The sequence below is a fragment of the Haemophilus sp. 27098_8_127 genome (assembly GCF_041433495.1).
GTDB lineage: Bacteria > Pseudomonadota > Gammaproteobacteria > Enterobacterales > Pasteurellaceae > Haemophilus_D.
In genome coordinates this window covers 1-19,333 of sequence record NZ_JAPWBP010000010.1, presented here as the reverse complement: position 1 = coordinate 19,333, position 19,333 = coordinate 1, and the positions used below count along the sequence as shown (strand labels likewise).

At 39.4% G+C, this 19,333-nt stretch carries 18 protein-coding genes; 13 read left to right on the top strand and 5 right to left on the bottom strand.

Annotated features, from left to right (window positions below):
- The first annotated feature begins 19 nt into the window (after nucleotides 1-19).
- Complete coding sequence (locus O3746_RS09465) at nucleotides 20-1,873, top strand: SLC13 family permease (RefSeq protein WP_178162738.1); 1,854 nt, start codon at nucleotides 20-22, stop codon at nucleotides 1,871-1,873.
- Nucleotides 1,874-1,984: 111 nt separating this feature from the next.
- Nucleotides 1,985-2,584: a DJ-1/PfpI family protein gene (locus tag O3746_RS09460; RefSeq protein WP_371448827.1), complete on the top strand. Its 600-nt coding sequence runs from the start codon at nucleotides 1,985-1,987 to the stop codon at nucleotides 2,582-2,584.
- Between the two features lie 67 nt (nucleotides 2,585-2,651).
- Here the strand turns inward: O3746_RS09460 and aspA are convergent, their stop codons facing one another.
- Nucleotides 2,652-4,070: an aspartate ammonia-lyase gene (aspA, locus tag O3746_RS09455; RefSeq protein WP_049375733.1), complete on the bottom strand. Its 1,419-nt coding sequence runs from the start codon at nucleotides 4,068-4,070 to the stop codon at nucleotides 2,652-2,654.
- A 221-nt stretch (nucleotides 4,071-4,291) separates the two neighbouring features.
- Between aspA and O3746_RS09450 the strand changes: the two genes are divergently transcribed.
- The 8 genes from O3746_RS09450 (at nucleotide 4,292) to galU (ending at nucleotide 12,942) form a co-directional block, all read left to right on the top strand.
- Nucleotides 4,292-4,582 carry a co-chaperone GroES gene (locus O3746_RS09450; protein ID WP_005629492.1) on the top strand — a complete coding sequence of 97 codons (291 nt, stop codon included), beginning with the start codon at nucleotides 4,292-4,294 and terminating at the stop codon, nucleotides 4,580-4,582.
- A gap of 22 nt (nucleotides 4,583-4,604) precedes the next feature.
- Entirely contained in the window at nucleotides 4,605-6,251 is a 1,647-nt protein-coding gene (groL, locus tag O3746_RS09445) for a chaperonin GroEL (RefSeq protein ID WP_197561009.1), read from the top strand.
- A gap of 113 nt (nucleotides 6,252-6,364) precedes the next feature.
- A complete protein-coding gene (locus tag O3746_RS09440) occupies nucleotides 6,365-6,913 on the top strand; it encodes a UPF0149 family protein (RefSeq protein WP_197570473.1) in 549 nt (182 codons plus the stop codon).
- A 12-nt stretch (nucleotides 6,914-6,925) separates the two neighbouring features.
- Nucleotides 6,926-8,218 (top strand): Xaa-Pro aminopeptidase, encoded by a 1,293-nt coding sequence (gene pepP / locus O3746_RS09435; protein ID WP_371448823.1) that lies wholly within the window; start codon nucleotides 6,926-6,928, stop codon nucleotides 8,216-8,218.
- A gap of 103 nt (nucleotides 8,219-8,321) precedes the next feature.
- Nucleotides 8,322-8,747, top strand: a complete 426-nt coding sequence (gene uspA / locus O3746_RS09430; protein WP_005698692.1) for a universal stress protein UspA — start codon at nucleotides 8,322-8,324, stop codon at nucleotides 8,745-8,747.
- A gap of 187 nt (nucleotides 8,748-8,934) precedes the next feature.
- Complete coding sequence (gene alaS, locus O3746_RS09425; protein ID WP_371448822.1) at nucleotides 8,935-11,559, top strand: alanine--tRNA ligase; 2,625 nt, start codon at nucleotides 8,935-8,937, stop codon at nucleotides 11,557-11,559.
- Nucleotides 11,560-11,637: 78 nt separating this feature from the next.
- On the top strand, nucleotides 11,638-11,829 hold the full coding sequence (csrA, locus tag O3746_RS09420) for a carbon storage regulator CsrA (protein ID WP_049363188.1): 192 nt from the start codon (nucleotides 11,638-11,640) through the stop codon (nucleotides 11,827-11,829).
- Nucleotides 11,830-12,054: 225 nt separating this feature from the next.
- On the top strand, nucleotides 12,055-12,942 hold the full coding sequence (galU, locus tag O3746_RS09415; protein WP_070868734.1) for a UTP--glucose-1-phosphate uridylyltransferase GalU: 888 nt from the start codon (nucleotides 12,055-12,057) through the stop codon (nucleotides 12,940-12,942).
- A gap of 113 nt (nucleotides 12,943-13,055) precedes the next feature.
- Here the strand turns inward: galU and aqpZ are convergent, their stop codons facing one another.
- Nucleotides 13,056-13,745 carry an aquaporin Z gene (aqpZ, locus tag O3746_RS09410; RefSeq protein ID WP_371448820.1) on the bottom strand — a complete coding sequence of 230 codons (690 nt, stop codon included), beginning with the start codon at nucleotides 13,743-13,745 and terminating at the stop codon, nucleotides 13,056-13,058.
- A gap of 227 nt (nucleotides 13,746-13,972) precedes the next feature.
- Here aqpZ and metJ point away from each other — a divergent pair, with 227 nt between their 5' ends.
- A complete protein-coding gene (gene metJ, locus O3746_RS09405) occupies nucleotides 13,973-14,290 on the top strand; it encodes a met regulon transcriptional regulator MetJ (RefSeq protein WP_005696757.1) in 318 nt (105 codons plus the stop codon).
- A gap of 1 nt (nucleotide 14,291) precedes the next feature.
- Here metJ and cueR read toward each other — a convergent pair whose 3' ends face one another.
- A complete protein-coding gene (cueR, locus tag O3746_RS09400) occupies nucleotides 14,292-14,678 on the bottom strand; it encodes a Cu(I)-responsive transcriptional regulator (protein ID WP_371448818.1) in 387 nt (128 codons plus the stop codon).
- An 80-nt stretch (nucleotides 14,679-14,758) separates the two neighbouring features.
- Between cueR and O3746_RS09395 the strand changes: the two genes are divergently transcribed.
- Nucleotides 14,759-14,968, top strand: a complete 210-nt coding sequence (locus tag O3746_RS09395; RefSeq protein ID WP_005696754.1) for a heavy-metal-associated domain-containing protein — start codon at nucleotides 14,759-14,761, stop codon at nucleotides 14,966-14,968.
- Nucleotides 14,955-17,123: a heavy metal translocating P-type ATPase gene (locus O3746_RS09390; RefSeq protein WP_371448815.1), complete on the top strand. Its 2,169-nt coding sequence runs from the start codon at nucleotides 14,955-14,957 to the stop codon at nucleotides 17,121-17,123. The genes O3746_RS09395 and O3746_RS09390 overlap by 14 nt, the downstream gene beginning before the upstream one ends.
- A 39-nt stretch (nucleotides 17,124-17,162) precedes the next feature.
- Here O3746_RS09390 and cpxA read toward each other — a convergent pair whose 3' ends face one another.
- Entirely contained in the window at nucleotides 17,163-18,566 is a 1,404-nt protein-coding gene (cpxA, locus tag O3746_RS09385; protein ID WP_371448813.1) for an envelope stress sensor histidine kinase CpxA, read from the bottom strand.
- Nucleotides 18,566-19,276, bottom strand: a complete 711-nt coding sequence (locus tag O3746_RS09380) for a response regulator (protein WP_049365682.1) — start codon at nucleotides 19,274-19,276, stop codon at nucleotides 18,566-18,568. The genes cpxA and O3746_RS09380 overlap by 1 nt, the downstream gene beginning before the upstream one ends.
- Nucleotides 19,277-19,333 lie beyond the last annotated feature (57 nt).

Here is a 19,333-nt window from a genome sequence, read left to right as displayed (position 1 = left end):
TAAGATTGAAGGATAGAGTATGAATACCATTTTTGAGCATGCACTTTGGGTGAGTCCATTGTTTTGGACATTAATACTGCTTGTTGCGGCCATTATTTTATTTGTACATAATAAAATTCGTATGGATGTGGTGGCATTATTAGTGATGCTCTCCTTTTATCTAAGCGGTATTCTCAGTATTCAAGAGATCTTAGTTGGCTTTAGTGATCCTAATATTATTCTCATTGCTTTGCTTTTTATTGTAGGAGAAAGCTTGGTTCGGACGGGGATTGCTTATCGCGTAAGCGATGGCATCTTGAAAGTAGCAGGAAATAGTGAAGCTAAGGTACTCATTTTACTGATGCTTTCAGTGGCAGGATTAGGCGCATTTATGAGCTCAACAGGGGTGGTTGCTGTGTTTATTCCTGTAGTGATGATGATTTGCCGCCAAATGAATATTTCACCCAAACGATTAATGATGCCATTAAGCGTGGCAGGATTAATAAGTGGAATGATGACATTAATCGCAACAGCGCCTAACCTTGTGGTGAATGCAGAATTAGTAAAAGACACCAATCTTCGCCTTGAGTTTTTTGATTTCACCCCGATCGGATTGCTGATCTTAGTGTTGGGTATGGGCTATATGCTTATTGCCCGTCGATGGCTTTCTGATAATAACGATGAAAGCAATCAAGATACGATGCAAAGCTCCATGAATGAGCTAATTAATGAATATGGTTTGAAAGATCGTACCAAGCGTTTGGTGGTTAAAAGCACGTCTCCTTTCGTAGGTAAAACTTTAGACCAACTGCATTTGCGTTCTAGCTATCAATTAAATGTGTTGGCGATTGAGCGTTGGAAGCATTTCCGTCCAAGTTACATCATGCCTCTTGGCACATCAGAGATAAAAGCAAAAGATATTCTCATGGTGGATTTGGAACACTGTGATTTCAATTTTGATATGTTTTGCCAAGAGTTTCATTTAGAGCCTGCCGAAATTAAATCACAATCATTTGATCAGCAGGCACGTTCCATTGGAATGGCCGAGTTAATTATTGTGCCGAACTCCGCCTGTATTGGTAAAACCACTGCAGAGTTACAATTCCGCACAAAATATGGCTTAAATGTGGTTGGGATTAAACGGGATGGCGTGGTATTGAGTGATGCCTTTAAAGAAAAATATCGCTCAGGTGATCTACTTTTAGTGATTGGCGATTGGCGACTTATTCAAGCGATGCGTGATCGTCGAAAAGATTTCCTTGTATTGAATTATCCGAAAGAAATGGCACGCGCCGTGCCAGCTCAACGTCAAGCTCCACTTGCCTTACTATCCATTTTAACTATGGTGGTACTGATGGTTTCAGGTGCTGTGCCGAATGTTGTGGCTGCCTTGATTGGTTGTTTAATGTTAGCTTATTTCCGTTGCGTGGATGCTAAAAGTGCTTATGACTCCATTCAATGGCCTAGCCTTATTCTGATTATCGGAATGATGCCGTTTTCGACCGCACTTCAAAAAACCGGTGGGGTAGAGTTTGCAGTGAAATGGCTCACACAAATCATTGATGGATGGGGAATGTATCCTGTATTGATTGTGCTCTTTATTTTTTGTGCATTAGTAGGATTGTTTATATCGAATACGGCTACTGCAATTTTAATGGCACCCATTGCGATTTCTCTTGCGACACAGCTTAATGTGTCTCCCGTGCCATTTGCGATGGTCGTTGCGATTGCGGCTTCTGCTGCATTTATGACCCCAGTCTCTTCTCCTGTGAATACCATGGTGGTGGGGCCGGGGGGCTATAAATTTGCTGACTTTATTAAAATCGGCGTACCTTTTACCTTAATTGTTATGTTGGTAACTGTTTTTATTGTGCCAATACTGTTTCCATTTTAAATAAAAAAGAGCGGTCCGTTTTTGTTACGTTTGTACTTTAAGTCACTTAATAAACCTTTGCTGATGTCGTAATTTATAAAAATTTACCTTATCTAATTGGGGGAATAGAAAATGGATATTTATTGCCTTGTCTTTGATGACTATGAAACGTTAGATTTAATGGGGAGTGTTGAGTTTTTAGCAAGAGTTCCTAATGTAAAACTTCACTATGTATCCCAACTTGGTGGATTAATTCGTAGTAAGCAAGGATTTTATATTGAAACAGAAAAGCTAGAACATTTATTACCTCATAGTGTGTTATTGGTTGTTGGGGGGCAGGGAACTCGTCAGTTAGTAAAAGATGAACACTTTATTAATCAGCTTGGTAAATGGATTGATGAGTCAGAGGTTTGTCTCAGTGTTTGTACAGGTTCAGCATTATTGGCTTGTACGGGGCGATTAGATAGTTTAAAAGCGACTTCTAATAAAAAATCTTTAGAATGGGTAAAACAATGTCGCCCAGCTGTAAAATGGCAACCCGTTGCAAGATGGGTGAAAGATGGCAAGTTTTACACTTCATCAGGCGTTTCTGCTGGTATGGATATGGCGCTTGGGTTTATTGCTGATTATTATGGTAGTGACTTGGCTCAAGACATTGCTAACCACACCGAATATCATTGGCAAAAAGATCCTAGTGTAGATAGTTTTGCTCGAATCTATGGATATAAATAATAGATTTAGTTTTAGATTAAACAAAAGAGCGGTCAAAATTGACCGCTCTTTTTATATCTCAGCGAGATTATTTATTTAATTTCGCTTTGTAAGTTGGGTTCATTAAGTTTTCTACAGAAAGGATGTCATCCAATTGTTCTGCTGTTAATAAACCTTTTTCTAATACCACTTCACGTACGCCTTTACCAGTTTGAGCACAGATTTTACCCACTAAGTCGCCATTATGGTGACCGATAAATGGATTCAAGTAAGTCACGATACCGATTGAGTTGAATACGTAGTTTTCACAAATTTCTTTGTTTACAGTAATACCGTCTACACATTTATCGCGTAAGTTCACGCAAGCATTGGTTAAGATGTCGATAGATTCAAACATTGCTTGACCAATCACTGGTTCCATTACGTTTAATTGTAATTGACCCGCTTCAGATGCGAAAGTAACGGTAGTATCGTTACCAATTACTTTAAAGCATACTTGGTTTACCACTTCTGGAATAACTGGGTTTACTTTTGCAGGCATGATAGAAGAACCTGCTTGTAATTCAGGTAAGTTAATTTCTTTAATACCTGCACGTGGACCAGAAGAGAGTAAACGTAAGTCGTTACATACTTTAGAGAGTTTTACAGCGGTACGTTTTAATGCACCGTGAACCATGACATAAGCACCACAGTCAGATGTTGCTTCGATTAAGTTTTCAGCGGGTACGCAAGGTAATCCAGTCACCTCAGCAAGGTGTTTTACTACTAATTCTGTATAACCTTGTGGTGTATTTAAACCCGTACCGATTGCTGTTGCACCAAGGTTGACTTCAAGGAGTAACTCAGCGGTACGTTTTAAGTTACGTACTTCTTCTTCAAGTAATACGGCAAAGGCTTTAAACTCTTGACCAACGGTCATAGGTACCGCATCTTGTAATTGGGTACGACCCATTTTTAAAATTTTAGCAAATTCTTTTGCTTTATTATCGAAACCATCATGTAAGTATTGGATTTTGTCGATAAGTTTTAAAATGCTGTTATATACCGCAATACGGAAACCGGTAGGATATGCATCATTGGTAGATTGGCTAGCGTTCACGTGGTCCATTGGGTTAATAACATCATATTCACCTTTTTTATGACCAATTTTTTCAAGCGCGAGGTTAGCAACTACTTCGTTGGTATTCATATTAACAGAAGTACCCGCACCACCTTGATATACATCAGATGGGAATTGATCTAAGCATTTCCCCGTGGTAAGAATTTCATCACAAGCCGCTACAATCGCTTTTGCAATATCACTTGGAATAGCACCTAATTCACCATTCGCTAGGGCAGTTGCTTTTTTTACCATTACCATGCCGCGAACAAATTCTGGTACATCAGAAATGGTTACATTAGAAATATTGAAGTTTTCAACCGCTCTTAAGGTATGGATACCCCAGTATGCATCAGCTGGCACATCGCGTTCACCTAATAAATCCACTTCTTTTCTGTATTGAGTCATTTTAATCACCTTTCCTGGTTGTTAATTAATTTGAGTTAATTATAGGAATTTAAATAGAAAATAAATTTGACGTGGATCACATTTCAAATAAGACGTATAAGAGATATTTTTATTTCTGGCATAAATTTTTTTAGGGTGAAATTTTTTTATTTATCCCCTTGAAACCGAAAAAGTTATCCCCACATTTAAAACACTTTATTTTAATAAGAAGGAAATTAATCATGAATATTCGTCCTTTACACGATCGTGTAATCATTAAACGTGAAGAAGTAGAAACTCGTTCAGCTGGCGGTATCGTATTAACCGGTTCAGCGGCGACTAAATCAACCCGTGCGAAAGTATTGGCAGTGGGTAAAGGTCGTATTTTAGAAAATGGTACCGTTCAACCTTTAGATGTAAAAGTTGGCGATACAGTCATTTTCAATGATGGTTATGGCGTGAAAAGTGAAAAAATCGATGGTGAAGAAGTGTTAATCATTTCTGAAAACGATATTTTGGCGATTGTGGAATAATTTAAATTAAGGAAAAAAGAAAATGGCAGCAAAAGACGTAAAATTTGGTAACGATGCACGCATAAAAATGCTTAAAGGCGTGAATGTATTAGCAGATGCAGTAAAAGTGACCCTTGGCCCTAAAGGTCGTAATGTCATTTTAGATAAATCATTTGGCGCACCAACTATCACTAAAGATGGTGTGTCTGTCGCACGTGAAATTGAATTAGAAGATAAATTTGAAAACATGGGTGCACAAATGGTGAAAGAGGTTGCCTCTAAAGCCAATGATGCAGCAGGTGACGGTACAACGACCGCGACAGTTCTTGCTCAAGCTATTGTAAATGAAGGCTTAAAAGCTGTGGCTGCAGGTATGAACCCAATGGATTTAAAACGTGGTATCGATAAAGCGGTAAGTGCGGTTGTTTCTGAGCTTAAAAATTTATCTAAACCTTGCGAAACTTCTAAAGAAATTGAGCAAGTAGGAACAATTTCTGCTAACTCTGACAGCATTGTGGGTCAATTAATTGCTCAAGCAATGGAAAAAGTGGGTAAAGAAGGCGTGATTACCGTAGAAGATGGTACAGGTCTTGACGATGAATTAGCGGTTGTGGAAGGGATGCAATTCGATCGTGGTTACTTATCACCTTATTTCATCAACAAACCAGAAACGGCAACTGTTGAATTAGACAACCCATACATTCTTTTAGTCGATAAAAAAGTATCAAACATTCGCGAATTACTTCCAGTATTAGAAGGTGTAGCGAAAGCGGGCAAACCATTATTAATTATCGCTGAAGATATCGAAGGTGAAGCACTTGCAACCTTAGTAGTGAACACTATGCGCGGTATCGTAAAAGTTGCTGCGGTAAAAGCACCTGGTTTTGGTGATCGTCGTAAAGCAATGTTACAAGATATTGCGATCTTAACAGCGGGTACTGTGATTTCTGAAGAAATCGGTATGGAACTTGAAAAAGCGACATTAGAAGATTTAGGTCAAGCAAAACGTGTTGTCATCAACAAAGACAATACCACAATCATCGATGGTGTGGGTGATGAAGCTCAAATCAAAGGTCGCGTAGCGCAGATTCGCCAGCAAATCGAAGAATCAACGTCTGATTATGACAAAGAAAAACTTCAAGAACGTGTGGCTAAACTTGCCGGCGGTGTGGCTGTCATCAAAGTCGGGGCAGCAACTGAAGTTGAAATGAAAGAGAAAAAAGATCGTGTGGATGATGCGTTACACGCAACTCGTGCCGCAGTTGAAGAAGGTATTGTTGCCGGTGGTGGTGTAGCCTTAGTTCGTGCAGCAACTAAAGTCGCGGCAACCTTAAAAGGTGATAACGAAGAACAAGATGTTGGTATCAAACTTGCATTACGTGCAATGGAAGCACCACTTCGTCAAATCGTCACTAACGCAGGTGAAGAAGCATCTGTTGTAGCAAGTGCGGTTAAAAATGGTGAAGGTAACTTCGGTTATAACGCAGGTACCGAACAGTACGGTGATATGATCGAAATGGGTATTTTAGATCCAACTAAAGTAACTCGCTCTGCGTTACAATTCGCCGCTTCTGTAGCGGGCTTAATGATTACCACAGAATGTATGGTGACCGATCTTCCAAAAGATGATAAAGCCGATTTAGGTGCTGCCGGCATGGGCGGTATGGGAGGCATGGGCGGAATGATGTAATTCCTCCCTTTGTGAAAGAAAGTGCGATCGTTTTTCTTTATAGAAATGCGATCGCATTTTTATTTGTGTGGTGCTACACTTTAATGGTTTTCGATGATTTTATAGGTATAACAATGACAATTTCCCAAACTGAACTTAATCAACAACTCAAATCTGCCGGTATTGATATTAATGCAACGGAATTACATGGTTTTTTGAGTGGTTTAATTTGTGGTGGACTGAAAGATCAAAGCTGGTTACCACTTTTATATCAATTCAGTAATGATAACCACGCTTATCCAACCGCATTAATTCAGCCAATTACTGAAATCTATGAACAGATTGGTAAAACCTTAGGGGATGTAGAAGGGTTTGATTTTGAATTGGGATTAACAGAAGATGAGAGCGTATTTGCACGTGCAGACAGTTTATCTGACTGGGCAAACCAATTTTTACTGGGTTTAGGTCTTGTTCAGACAGAATTGGATAAAGAAAAAGGCGAAATTGGCGAAGCAGTGGATGATTTACAAGATATTTGTCAGCTTGGTTATGAGGAAGATGATGACGAAGAAGAGCTTGCTGAAGCTCTAGAAGAAATTATTGAATATGTTCGCACCATTGCGATGTTGTTTTACACCCATTTCAACGATGATGCGCAAGAAATAAAACCGATATTACATTAAAAGGAGCGAAACATGGATCTCGCATATATGGCGGCATTACCGCAAGAGGAATTTACTGAACGTCGTCAAAAAGTGTTAGCACAAATGCAGCCAAATTCTGTCTTGTTGCTATTTTCCGAAATTGAAAAACGTCGTAATAACGACTGCGATTTTCCTTTCCGTCAAGACAGTTACTTTTGGTATTTAACAGGTTTTAATGAACCGAATGCCGCATTGTTATTGATTAAAACGGAAGAGGCAGAAAAGGCGGTTGTATTTCTTCGTCCGCGAGATCCTTTACTTGAGACATGGAATGGTCGCCGATTAGGCGTTGAGCGCGCACCGCAAAAACTCAATGTTGATGAAGCCTATTCTATTGATGATTTCAAAACTGAATTTCCAAAATTAACGAAAAAATTGACTGCACTTTATCATGTGGCAGATCGCCATCCTTGGGGGGATAAATTATTAGCTGAAAGTGCGGTGAAGTTTTACGCTGTTTTTGATTGGCAGCCGATGTTAAGTGAAATGCGCTTAATCAAATCTCCAAACGAAATTCGCTTAATGCAACAAGCGGGACAGATTACGGCGTTCGGACATATTAAAGCGATGCAAGTGACTCGTCCAAATCGTTTTGAATATGAAATTGAAAGCGAAATTCTGCATGAATTTAATCGTCATGGCGCAAGATTTCCATCTTATAACTCAATTATTGCGGGTGGTGACAATGCCTGTATTTTGCACTACACCGAAAATGATCAACCATTAAAAGATGGCGATCTTGTGTTGATTGATGCAGGTTGTGAGTTTGCTATGTATGCAGGCGATATCACACGTACGTTCCCTGTAAATGGTAAATTTACTCAGCCACAACGTGAGATTTATGAATTAGTCTTAAAAGCACAAAAACGCGCGATTGAGTTATTAGTACCAGGTAATTCAATTAAATTGGCGAATGACGAAGTGATTCGTATTAAAACTCAAGGCTTGGTGGATTTAGGTATCCTGAAAGGGGATGTGGATAAACTGATCGAAGAAAAAGCTTATCGCCAATTTTATATGCATGGTTTAGGTCATTGGCTTGGTTTAGATGTGCATGATGTTGGTCGCTATGACGATGATCGTAGTCGCACGCTTGAAGTGGGGATGATCATCACTGTTGAGCCAGGTATTTATATTTCAGAAGAGGCGGATGTGCCAGCTCAATATAAAGGCATTGGTGTGCGTATTGAAGATAACTTGTTGATGACTGAATATGGCAACAAAGATCTGACAGCGGCGGCTCCAAAAGAAATCGATGACATTGAAAATTTAATGAAAAATTGAGAAGAATTCTCAAAATTGTGATCTAGTGCAAGTTTTTTGTGCAGTTAAGGTGCTAATATACTGTTAGATAAAAAAGGCCGATCAAATCAGTAAGGAGTCGATTATGTACAAACACGTTTTAGTTGCGGTAGATCTTTCTGACGAAAGTGAATTTCTACTCAAAAAAGCCGTGGGAATTGCAAAACGTAATGATGCGCAACTTTCCATTATTCATGTAGATGTAAACTTCTCGGATCTCTATACTGGTTTAATTGATGTCAATATGTCATCAATGCAAGATAGAATCTCGAGCGAAACCCAAAAAGCGCTAATTAATTTAGCGGAACATGCGGGTTATCCAATAAAAGAAAAATTGAGCGGTAGCGGTGATTTAGGTCAAGTTTTGACAGATGCTATTGATCAGTATGATGTAGATCTACTAGTGACAGGTCATCACCAAGATTTTTGGAGTAAATTAATGTCTTCAACACGTCAAGTGATGAATACCATTAAAATTGATATGTTGGTTGTGCCACTTCGCGACGAATAGTGAGCAAAAATTATTTTAGTCCTATTAAAATAACGTAAATTTTAACCGCACTTCTCAATCAATGCAGTAGAGTGCGGTTTTCTTTTTTAAGATCAGTGAAAAAGCCTTTTTCTCTAGGTCAAAATATGCAAGAATAGTGAGCTTATTTTACAAATCGTGATCGAGATAGAGACACAAGGTTTTATCAATGAAAACAACAGCAGAAATTAGACAGTCATTCCTTGATTTTTTCCATAGCAAGGGGCATCAGGTTGTCGCAAGTAGTTCACTTGTACCTGAAAATGATCCGACATTGCTTTTTACCAATGCCGGTATGAACCAATTTAAAGACGTGTTCCTTGGTATGGACAAACGTCCTTACTCACGTGCGACAACTGCACAACGTTGTGTGCGCGCAGGTGGTAAGCATAATGACTTAGAAAATGTCGGTTATACGGCGCGTCACCATACTTTCTTTGAAATGCTCGGTAACTTCAGCTTTGGTGACTATTTCAAACATGATGCGATTAATTTTGCGTGGGAGTTCTTAACCTCTCCACAATGGCTCGGTTTACCAAAAGAAAAATTATGGGTAACCGTATATGAAACCGATAATGAAGCTTATGATATTTGGCATAAAGAAGTTGGTGTGCCAGCAGAGCGTATTATTCGTATCGGTGATAACAAAGGTGCGCCTTATGCATCAGATAACTTCTGGGCAATGGGTGATACCGGTCCTTGTGGCCCATGTACTGAAATTTTCTACGATCACGGTGATCACATTTGGGGAGGTCCTCCAGGCTCTCCAGAAGAAGATGGCGATCGCTATATCGAAATTTGGAACGTGGTGTTCATGCAATTTAACCGTCAAGCAGACGGCACAATGGAAAAATTACCACGTCCATCGGTTGATACGGGGATGGGTTTAGAGCGTATTTCTGCTGTATTACAGCATGTAAACTCTAACTATGAGATCGATATTTTCCAAAAATTAATTGCAAAAACAGCAGAAATCGTAGGAACAACAGATTTAACCAATAAATCATTACGCGTAATTGCAGACCACATTCGTTCTTGTTCATATTTAATTGCAGATGGCGTGATTCCATCAAATGAAGGTCGCGGTTATGTATTGCGTCGTATTATTCGTCGTGCAGTACGTCATGGCCACTTGTTAGGGGCAAAAGAAGCCTTCTTCTATAAACTTGTGCCGACTTTAATTGAAGTTATGGCGGAAGCAGGCAAAGAAGTTAAAGAAAAACAAGCCAATGTTGAAAAATTACTTCGTTTAGAAGAAGAACAATTTGCTCGCACATTAGAGCGCGGATTAAGCTTATTAGACGATGCGCTTGCTCAAGTGAAAGATGGTGTGTTATCAGGTGAAGTTGCCTTTAAACTTTATGATACTTATGGCTTCCCACTTGATTTAACTGCAGACGTATGTCGTGAGCGTGATATCGCAATTGATGAAGCAGGTTTTGAGCGTGAAATGGAAGCACAACGTTTACGCGCACAATCTGCAAGCCAATTCGGCATGGATTACAACAATGTTATTCGTGTAGAAGGTGAAACGAAATTTGAAGGTTATACTGAATCAGAATCTTTATCCAAAGTGACCGCACTTTTCCATGATGGGAAATCAGTAGACAGTATTACTGTAGGCCAGAGTGCTGTCGTCATTTTAGAAAACACGCCATTCTATGCGGAATCGGGTGGCCAAATTGGTGACAGTGGTTATTTAACCTCTCCAGGTATTCAGTTTAATGTAAAAGATACTCAAAAATATGGTCAAGTATTCGGTCATATTGGTGAGTTAGAACAAGGCAGTTTAAAAGTCGGACAAACAGTCAATGCGGTTGTGGATGCAGCAAGACGTCATCAAACGTCACTTAACCATTCTGCAACACACTTATTACACGCCGCATTGCGTCAAGTTTTAGGTCACCATGTAGTGCAAAAAGGATCGTTAGTGTCTGATACTGCATTACGTTTTGACTTTGCTCATCCGGAAGCGATTACCAAAGCACAGCTTAATGAAATTGAAACGTTGGTAAACCAAAAAGTGCGTGAGAATTTTGTAGTTCAAACGGACGTAATGGATATCGAAGCGGCAAAAGCGAAAGGTGCAATGGCGTTATTCGGTGAAAAATATGCTGATGTGGTACGTGTTTTAACAATGGGAGATTTCTCTGTTGAACTTTGTGGTGGCATTCATGCTAAACGTACCGGTGATATCGGTTTATTTAAAATTGTGGCGGAAACTGCAGTTGCAGCAGGTATTCGTCGTATTGAAGCGGTAACGGGTGAAAATGCAATTAATTGGTTACATAACCAACAACGTATTCTTACTCAAAGTGCAGATTTATTTAAATCTGACGTTAATACCCTTGTTGAGAAAATTCAGCAACTTCAAGATAAAGCGAAGAAAGCGGAAAAAGAATTACAAGGATTAAAAGAAAAAGCCGCAATGCAAGCAGGGTCCGATTTAGTGAAAAGTGCGGTTAAAATTAATAATGTTTCTGTAATCGTACATCAACTAGACGGAATTGAAACTAAATCGTTACGTGTGATGGTTGATGATTTAAAAAATCAACTTGGCTCAGGCGTAATTGTATTTGCATCTATTTTAGATGATAAAGTCAACCTCGTCGTTGGCGTAACAAGCGATTTAACTACTAAAGTGAAGGCTGGTGAGCTAGTGAATTTAATGGCTCAGCAAGTTGGTGGGAAAGGCGGTGGTCGCCCTGATATGGCAATGGCAGGAGGCTCCCAACCAGAAAATGTGAATCTAGCATTAACTGTCGCACAAAACTGGTTAAGCAATAATCTGTAGTACAAGCAGGTCGGTGGGATGCCGATCTTTACTTGATTGATAGGGATATCTAATAAATGCAAACTAAGGAGATAAAAGATGTTAATCTTAACTCGAAAAGTTGGCGAAAGTGTTCTCATTGGAGACGATATTTCTATCACGGTTTTGAGTGTACGTGGAAACCAAGTCAAACTCGGTGTGCAAGCGCCTAAAGAAGTATCCGTTCACCGAGAGGAAATTTACCAACGAATTCTGCAGTCAAAAGATGAACATATAGATGGGGCATCTTAGACCAACGAGTTTTATGAATGTTTTACATTCTATTTATAATTTAATTAACGTTTTTCAAAAAATTAAACCCATTGGTTTGCAAGATTTTAAAAATAACGGAATTTGAGTTATAAAGGTAGAGAAGGAACTTTTCCAACTTAAATCTATCAAAATTTAATAAATAATGACCGCACTTTTGTGTTACAGAAGTGTGGTCATTGGATATTTAAACAAAAAGGAAAATCAATGAAAGCAATTATTCCCGTAGCTGGTCTAGGCACCCGTATGTTGCCAGCAACAAAAGCGATTCCAAAAGAAATGTTAACGCTTGTGGATAAACCACTTATTCAATATGTTGTGAATGAGTGTGTTGCAGCAGGAATTAAAGAAATCGTGTTAGTTACACATTCTTCTAAAAATGCGATTGAAAACCACTTTGATACGTCTTTTGAGTTGGAAACAATGCTTGAGAAACGTGTTAAACGTCAACTTTTGGAAGAGGTTCGTTCTATTTGTCCTAAAGATGTAACGATCATGCATGTTCGTCAAGGGAATGCGAAAGGCTTGGGGCATGCGGTGTTATGTGGTCGTCCTGTCGTTGGAAACGAGCCGTTTGCAGTGGTGTTGCCTGATGTGCTTTTAGCGGATTTTACGGCAAATCAAAAGAAAGAAAATCTTTCCGCGATGATCAAACGTTTTAAAGAAACACAAGCAAGCCAAATTATGGTAGCGCCTGTTGCTGCTGATGAAGTGAGTAGTTATGGTATTGCGGATTGTGGTGGCATAGAATTGAAAGGTGGCGATAGCGTTAAAATTAACAGCATTGTTGAAAAACCATCTGTGGAAGAGGCTCCATCAAATCTTGCCGTTGTAGGTCGTTATGTGTTCTCTGCTGCGATTTGGGATTTATTAGAAAAAACACCTGTTGGCGTGGGTGATGAAATCCAATTAACGGATGCGATCGATATGCTTATTGAGAAAGAGACCGTTGAAGCGTTCCATATGACAGGCAGAAGCTTTGACTGTGGTGACAAGATTGGCTATATGGAAGCTTTTGTAGAATATGGTCTTCGTCATGATAAATTAGGGAAAGAGTTTAAAGCTTTCCTAAAAGATCTTGCAAAAACCTTATAATTGACTGAAACCACCGAAAGGTGGTTTTTATTTATATATTTGGATTACACAATATAAAAGATAAAAAAAGAAGGCATCTGATGATGCCTTCTTCTTTCTCTATAAACGAAATCTTAGTTATTTTTCGCTAATAAAGTGCGGTAGATAATACCACCTAAAATACCACCGATAATTGGCGCAACCCAGAATAACCATAATTGGTCGATTGCCCAAGAACCTTGGAATACCGCAACTGCAGTACTACGAGCCGGGTTTACAGAGGTATTTGATACAGGAATGCTGATTAAGTGGATTAAAGTTAAACCTAAACCAATTGCGATTGGTGCAAAACCAGCTGCCGCATTCTTATGAGTAGAACCCATGATGATTAATAAGAAGAATGCGGTTAATAATACTTCTGCTACGAATACGGCTTCTAAAGAATAACCTTCAGGAGAATGTTCGCCGTAGCCATTAGAGGCAAAACCTGCAGTCACATCAAAGCCAACTTTACCTGATGCAATAAGGTAAAGTGCAGCACCCGCTGCTAAACCACCAACCACTTGAGAAACAATGTATGGAAGGGCATCTTTCGCAGAGAAACGACCGCCAGCCACTAAACCAAGTGTTACTGCAGGGTTAAAGTGACCACCAGAAATGTGACCTACAGCGTAAGCCATGGTTAATACGGTTAAACCGAAGGCAAATGCAACGCCCACATAACCGATACCTAGGTTGACCGAAGCCGCAAAGATTGCACTACCACAACCACCGAAAACTAACCAAAATGTACCGAAAAATTCAGCAAAAAGTTTTTTTGACATAATAGACCTCAATATTAAATATGTCGTTATCTTCAAATAACAATAATGTATTGCGTATGCAACAGGCATTTAGTCAAAAGTAATGTTTTTTAGTTCTGCAAATTATTGTAAATGTTTGTAAGTAAATGTAAGGGAAATAGCATGCTATACTTTTAGCCGTCTAGATTGTCATTTTGCTTATTTTTCATTAAAATACAGACAAATTATCAGGTTATTTAAGGTGCATTATGGCAAACTGGGATGGCAAATATATTAGCCCTTATGCAGAACATGGCAAAAAGAGCGAACAAGTCAAAAAAATTACCGTTTCGATTCCGATTAAAGTATTAGAAATTTTGACCAACGAACGCACGCGTCGTCAGCTAAAAAGTTTGCGCCACGCAACAAATAGCGAATTACTTTGTGAGGCGTTCTTACATGCTTTTACAGGACAGCCATTACCGACTGATGCGGATTTAATGAAAGAACGCCATGATGAGATTCCTGAAAATGCCAAAGAGATCATGCGTGATTTAGGCATCGATCCTGAAAGCTGGGAATATTAATTTATCCTTTTAATCCTTCTAAAATACTGCATTCAGGGCCATCATTGCCCTGACAAGCGTTATGCCATCGTTCCAATTCCTCTACCATTTTTTGCAAGTGATGAATTTGCTCATTCAATGTTCTAATATGCTGAGTAGTGAGAGCTTTAACTTCTCGGCTACTACGATTGGGATTATCCTGTAATTGCAAAAGTTGGTGAATTTGTTGGAGTGAAAACCCAACATCTCGAGAGTGACGAATAAAACGTAGTCGTTCTAAATCTTTTTCTTCATAATGGCGATAACCGGAAAGGCTTCTCTGCGCTGGTTTTAATAAGCCGGACTTTTCATAATCTCGAATTTGTTTACTTGATAAACCGACTAATTTTGCCACTTCGCTAATGTTCATAAAAAATCCTTGACCTTAACCTTATGTTAAGGTTTATAGTAAGCCTAATTTCAATCTATATCAATAATTAAGGAGTAAATATGAAATCAATTACATTACATGTAACAGGAATGACTTGTGGTGGTTGTGTAAAAAGCGTCACTCGAGTATTGGAAGAACTTAATGGCGTAGAAAAAGCCGTTGTGACACTTGATGATGGTAAAGCGGTGGTTACCTTTGATGAAAGTGCGGTCAGTATTCCACAATTAATTGAAACAATTGAAGACGCAGGTTTCGATGCAACAGAATAAAAAAATAGCCATTCAAATCGAGGGGATGACCTGCCAATCTTGTGCTAACAGAATTGAAAAGGTGTTGAATCGAAAAGGTTTTGTCTCTGAAGCTGGCGTAAATTTTGCGGCGGAGGAAGCGCACGTTGTATTTGATTCATCTCAGGCTTCAGAGCAAGATATTTTAACCATTATTCAAAAAGCTGGATTTAATGGCATTCTAAAGCAAAATGTGTTGCCTAGTGCACCCAATGAAACGAAGATTAGTCCGCGTTTATGGTTGCTTTTGTTCATTAACATTCCTTTTTTAATCGGAATGATCGGGATGATGTTTAATCATCATTCTTGGATGATGCCGCCAATGTGGCAATTTGTTCTTGCGAGCATAGTGCAACTTGGGTTAGCCATTCCTTTTTATAAAGGTGCGATTGGTAGTATTCGAGGTGGTTTGGCCAATATGGATGTACTGGTGAGTACTGGTACATTGGCGATTTATCTCTATTCGGTCTTTATGCTGTTTTATCATCAGTCAATGGGGCATGATGGTGCATCTCATGTTTATTTTGAAGCATCAGTGATGGTCATAGGTTTCGTTAGCCTTGGGAAATTTCTTGAGGAAAGAACGAAGAAACAAAGCTTAAACAGTTTAGGGTTATTATTACAACTCACCCCAAAACAAGTCAGTGTTCAACGTGAAAATCGTTGGGAAACGATTCCTCTTGACCTAGTAAAAATAGGCGATATTTTACGGGCTAATCAAGGTGAACGTATTGCAGCTGATGGCGTAGTTGAACAGGGGAGTGGTTGGTGTGATGAGAGTCATTTAACCGGTGAATCTCAACCATTAGAAAAAATGTCTCAAAGTCCTGTGCTTGCGGGGGCTATGGTGACACAAGGTAGCCTTATTTATCGAGCCAATCAACTCGGTCAGCAAACTCTATTGGGCGATATGATGAAAGCACTCTCTGAGGCGCAGGGTACAAAAGCACCGATTGCTCGTTTTGCTGATAAAGTCGCTGCAGTATTTGTACCTGCCGTGTTATTAATTTCCGCAATAACATTTGTATTAACCTGGTGGATAAAAGGTGATTGGGTTACCGCCTTAATTCATTCGGTTGCTGTGTTAGTTATTGCTTGTCCTTGCGCGTTAGGGCTTGCCACTCCTGCTGCCATAATGGTTGGTATGGGAAAAGCAGTCAATGCAGGGATTTGGTTTAAAGATGCGGCATCTATGGAAGAGGCGGCGCATGTGGATACGGTGGTATTAGACAAAACTGGAACGCTAACTCAAGGAGAGCTCAAAATAGCCGCTGTTTGGCAACCACAAAGTGCGGTCTATTCAGAGACGGATTTATATCGTATAGCGGCTTCCGTTGAGCAAAACGCCAATCATCCTTTAGCTAAAGCAATAGTCCTGGCGGCTCAGGAAAAATCACTTGAAATTCCGACCGCACTTTCAGTTCATTCCGAAGTGGGGCAGGGTATTTCTGCTCATATTGACGGAATAGGTTTGGTTAAAGTCGGTAAGCCGACTTATTGTGAATTAACCTTACCAGATAATATGCCTCAAATTTGGAAAATTGCGAGTATTGTTGCGGTATCTGTAGATGACAACCCAATCGGTGCATTTGCATTAGCAGACAGTCTGAAAGAGGATAGCTTACAAGCAATTCAGCGCTTGCATCAGCATAATATTGATGTGGTGATAATGAGTGGCGATCAGCAATCTGTCGTTGATTATGTTGCTCAGCAAGTTGGTGTGAAAACCGCACGGGGTAATTGTAGTCCACGTGACAAAGCGGCCTATATTGAAACATTACGTCAGCAAGGTAAAGTGGTGGCAATGGTTGGTGATGGTGTGAATGATGCACCCGCATTAGCGATGGCTAACGTAAGTTTTGCGATGAAATCGGGTTCTGATGTTGCAGAACAAACTGCATCGGCGACGCTTATGCAACATTCGGTTGATCAGTTAGTTGATGGATTAATGATTTCCCGTGCAACATTAAAGAATATCAAACAAAATTTATTCTTTGCTTTGATTTATAATGTGTTAGGTATTCCACTTGCCGCATTGGGCTACTTAAGTCCTGTTTTGGCCGGGGCAGCCATGGCGATGAGTTCGCTTTCGGTGCTATCCAATGCATTGCGATTAAAACGAGTGAAAATTAAATAAGAAAAAGGCGATATGAAAATATCGCCTTTTATTTTGGGATTAATGTTGCTTCCATAATGGGAGTTGAATCGTGACGGCAAGTCCACCTAAATTGCTGGATTCAGCCCATACTTTTCCATTGTGCTCATTCACAACATTATAGACAATCGTTAAACCTAATCCCGTTCCGCCAGTGGCTCGAGTTCTAGTTTCATCGACTCGATAGAATGGCTTAAAGATTTTATCAAACTCTTCTGGTGGTAGGCCTAAGCCATTATCATCTACTCGAATTTGTAGGCAATTATCATCCTGCTCATTTTTATGTAAATCAATGGTTAAGAAAATACGATCTTTCGTATATTTCAGTGCATTTCGAATAATGTTTTCAATCGCACTGGTAAGCAAGCTTAGGTTGCCGTAAATCATATGTTTTTCAGGATGTAAAATAGAAATATTGACATCGCAGGCGATCTTGCGCTGCTCAGCTTCAAATAAGGCATCTTTGATCACATCATCCCAAAGCTGATTAATAGGAAATAAATTATGCTCCATTTGAGAATGCATTTGTTGGCGAGAAATGAGTAACAACTCGCTGATCATTTTATCCATTCGTTGTATTTCTTTCTCAATGCGTTTAACTGGTTCAATATCCCCTGTTTGATGACGAACCAGGGCAGTGGAAAGTTGCAAACGCGTCAACGGTGTTTTTAATTCATGAGAAATAGATGAAAGCAGATTGTGTTGGTTTGAAATCAGATTATCAATCGCAATCGACATCTTGTTAAAGCTTTGTCCGACTTCTCGTAATTCTTCTGGACCATGATTTGCTAATTCATTATCAACCTTAAAGTTTCCTAACGCCACGCTATTAGCCGCCTTTTGTAAATTGGTAATAGGTTTGACGATGGTATGCGTAAACCACCAAAGTAAAGGTGTGGTAATAATTAAGGTTAAGAGAAGTAAGATCCAAGGGTGATCAAGCATATAACGTAAAATTTCTTGTTGACCGTTTGCACGAGACACAAAGAATAATTCAGAGGATTGTTCCGCATCCCCAATATAGACTTTAAAAGGGCCTGCAATTTGAATATCTTTAAAGGTTTTACGTTGTGGTTGGGCAAAGTTGCTAGATTCTTGTGCGAACTGAGCAATATGCATTTTTTCTTCACCTAAAGCACCGAAAATTTCTTTTTCTGGCGTCATGATGACAGGGCGCGCAGAGTCAAATTTATCGGTTGGAAGCACTGGTACGCCAGCGAGGATACCGGTGATTCTATTGTTACGAATGGATTCAACGAGTTTCTTTTGATAGCTCGATATTTCGTTTTGATTCAAGTCAGAATATAAGCGGCTATCAAAATAAGGGAGTGCGACCAAAAGTGCGGTCATGGCAAAGAATGCCAACCAAAAAACAGTAAATGTGCGTATCGTGAGCTGATTTAAGCTGAATTTCTTGATAAGCATTATTCACAAACCAACAAGTAACCACGACCACGTAGCGTTTTCAGCCATGGTAAGCCATTGTCTCTTTCTGGGAGTTTTTTGCGCAAGTTTGACATATGCATATCAATCGAGCGATCAAAAGGAGAAAGGTGTTTGCCAAGTACATTCATGCTTAATTCTTCGCGAGAGACAATTTGTCCAGGGCGAAGTACCAGTTTATGAAGTAGAGCAAATTCAGAGCCGGTTAGACCAAGATCTTGACCGTTATAAGAAGCTTGTTGAAGACCAGAATGAAGTACTAAACCACAGAATTCTAATGTATTTTCTTCTGATGAAAGTGCGGTCGAATTTTGTGTATTTTCTTTTTCTGCTGGTGTAGCACGACGTAAAATGGCTTTAATACGAGCAACCAGTTCACGATCGTTAAAGGGTTTTGGTAAATAGTCATCGGCGCCGAGTTCTAATCCAAGAACACGATCGATCTCTTCACCACGTGCGGTAAGCATCATCACAGGGACATTTGATGTTTGGCGAATTTTCTTGAGTGTTTCAATGCCGTTTAATACAGGCATCATAATATCTAATAAAACTAACTGGTGGCTTGCATTCAGTTTATCTAACGCTTCTTGACCATTATTGGCAACTTCAACTTCAAAACCAGTCAGTCGTAAAACTTCAGCAAGTAAATCTGTTAGTTCAATATCATCATCAACTAATAGAATTTTTGACATTTTCATTCCCTTGTAATACAAAGAACCTGCTTGATATGACAAGCAGGTGTTATTTTT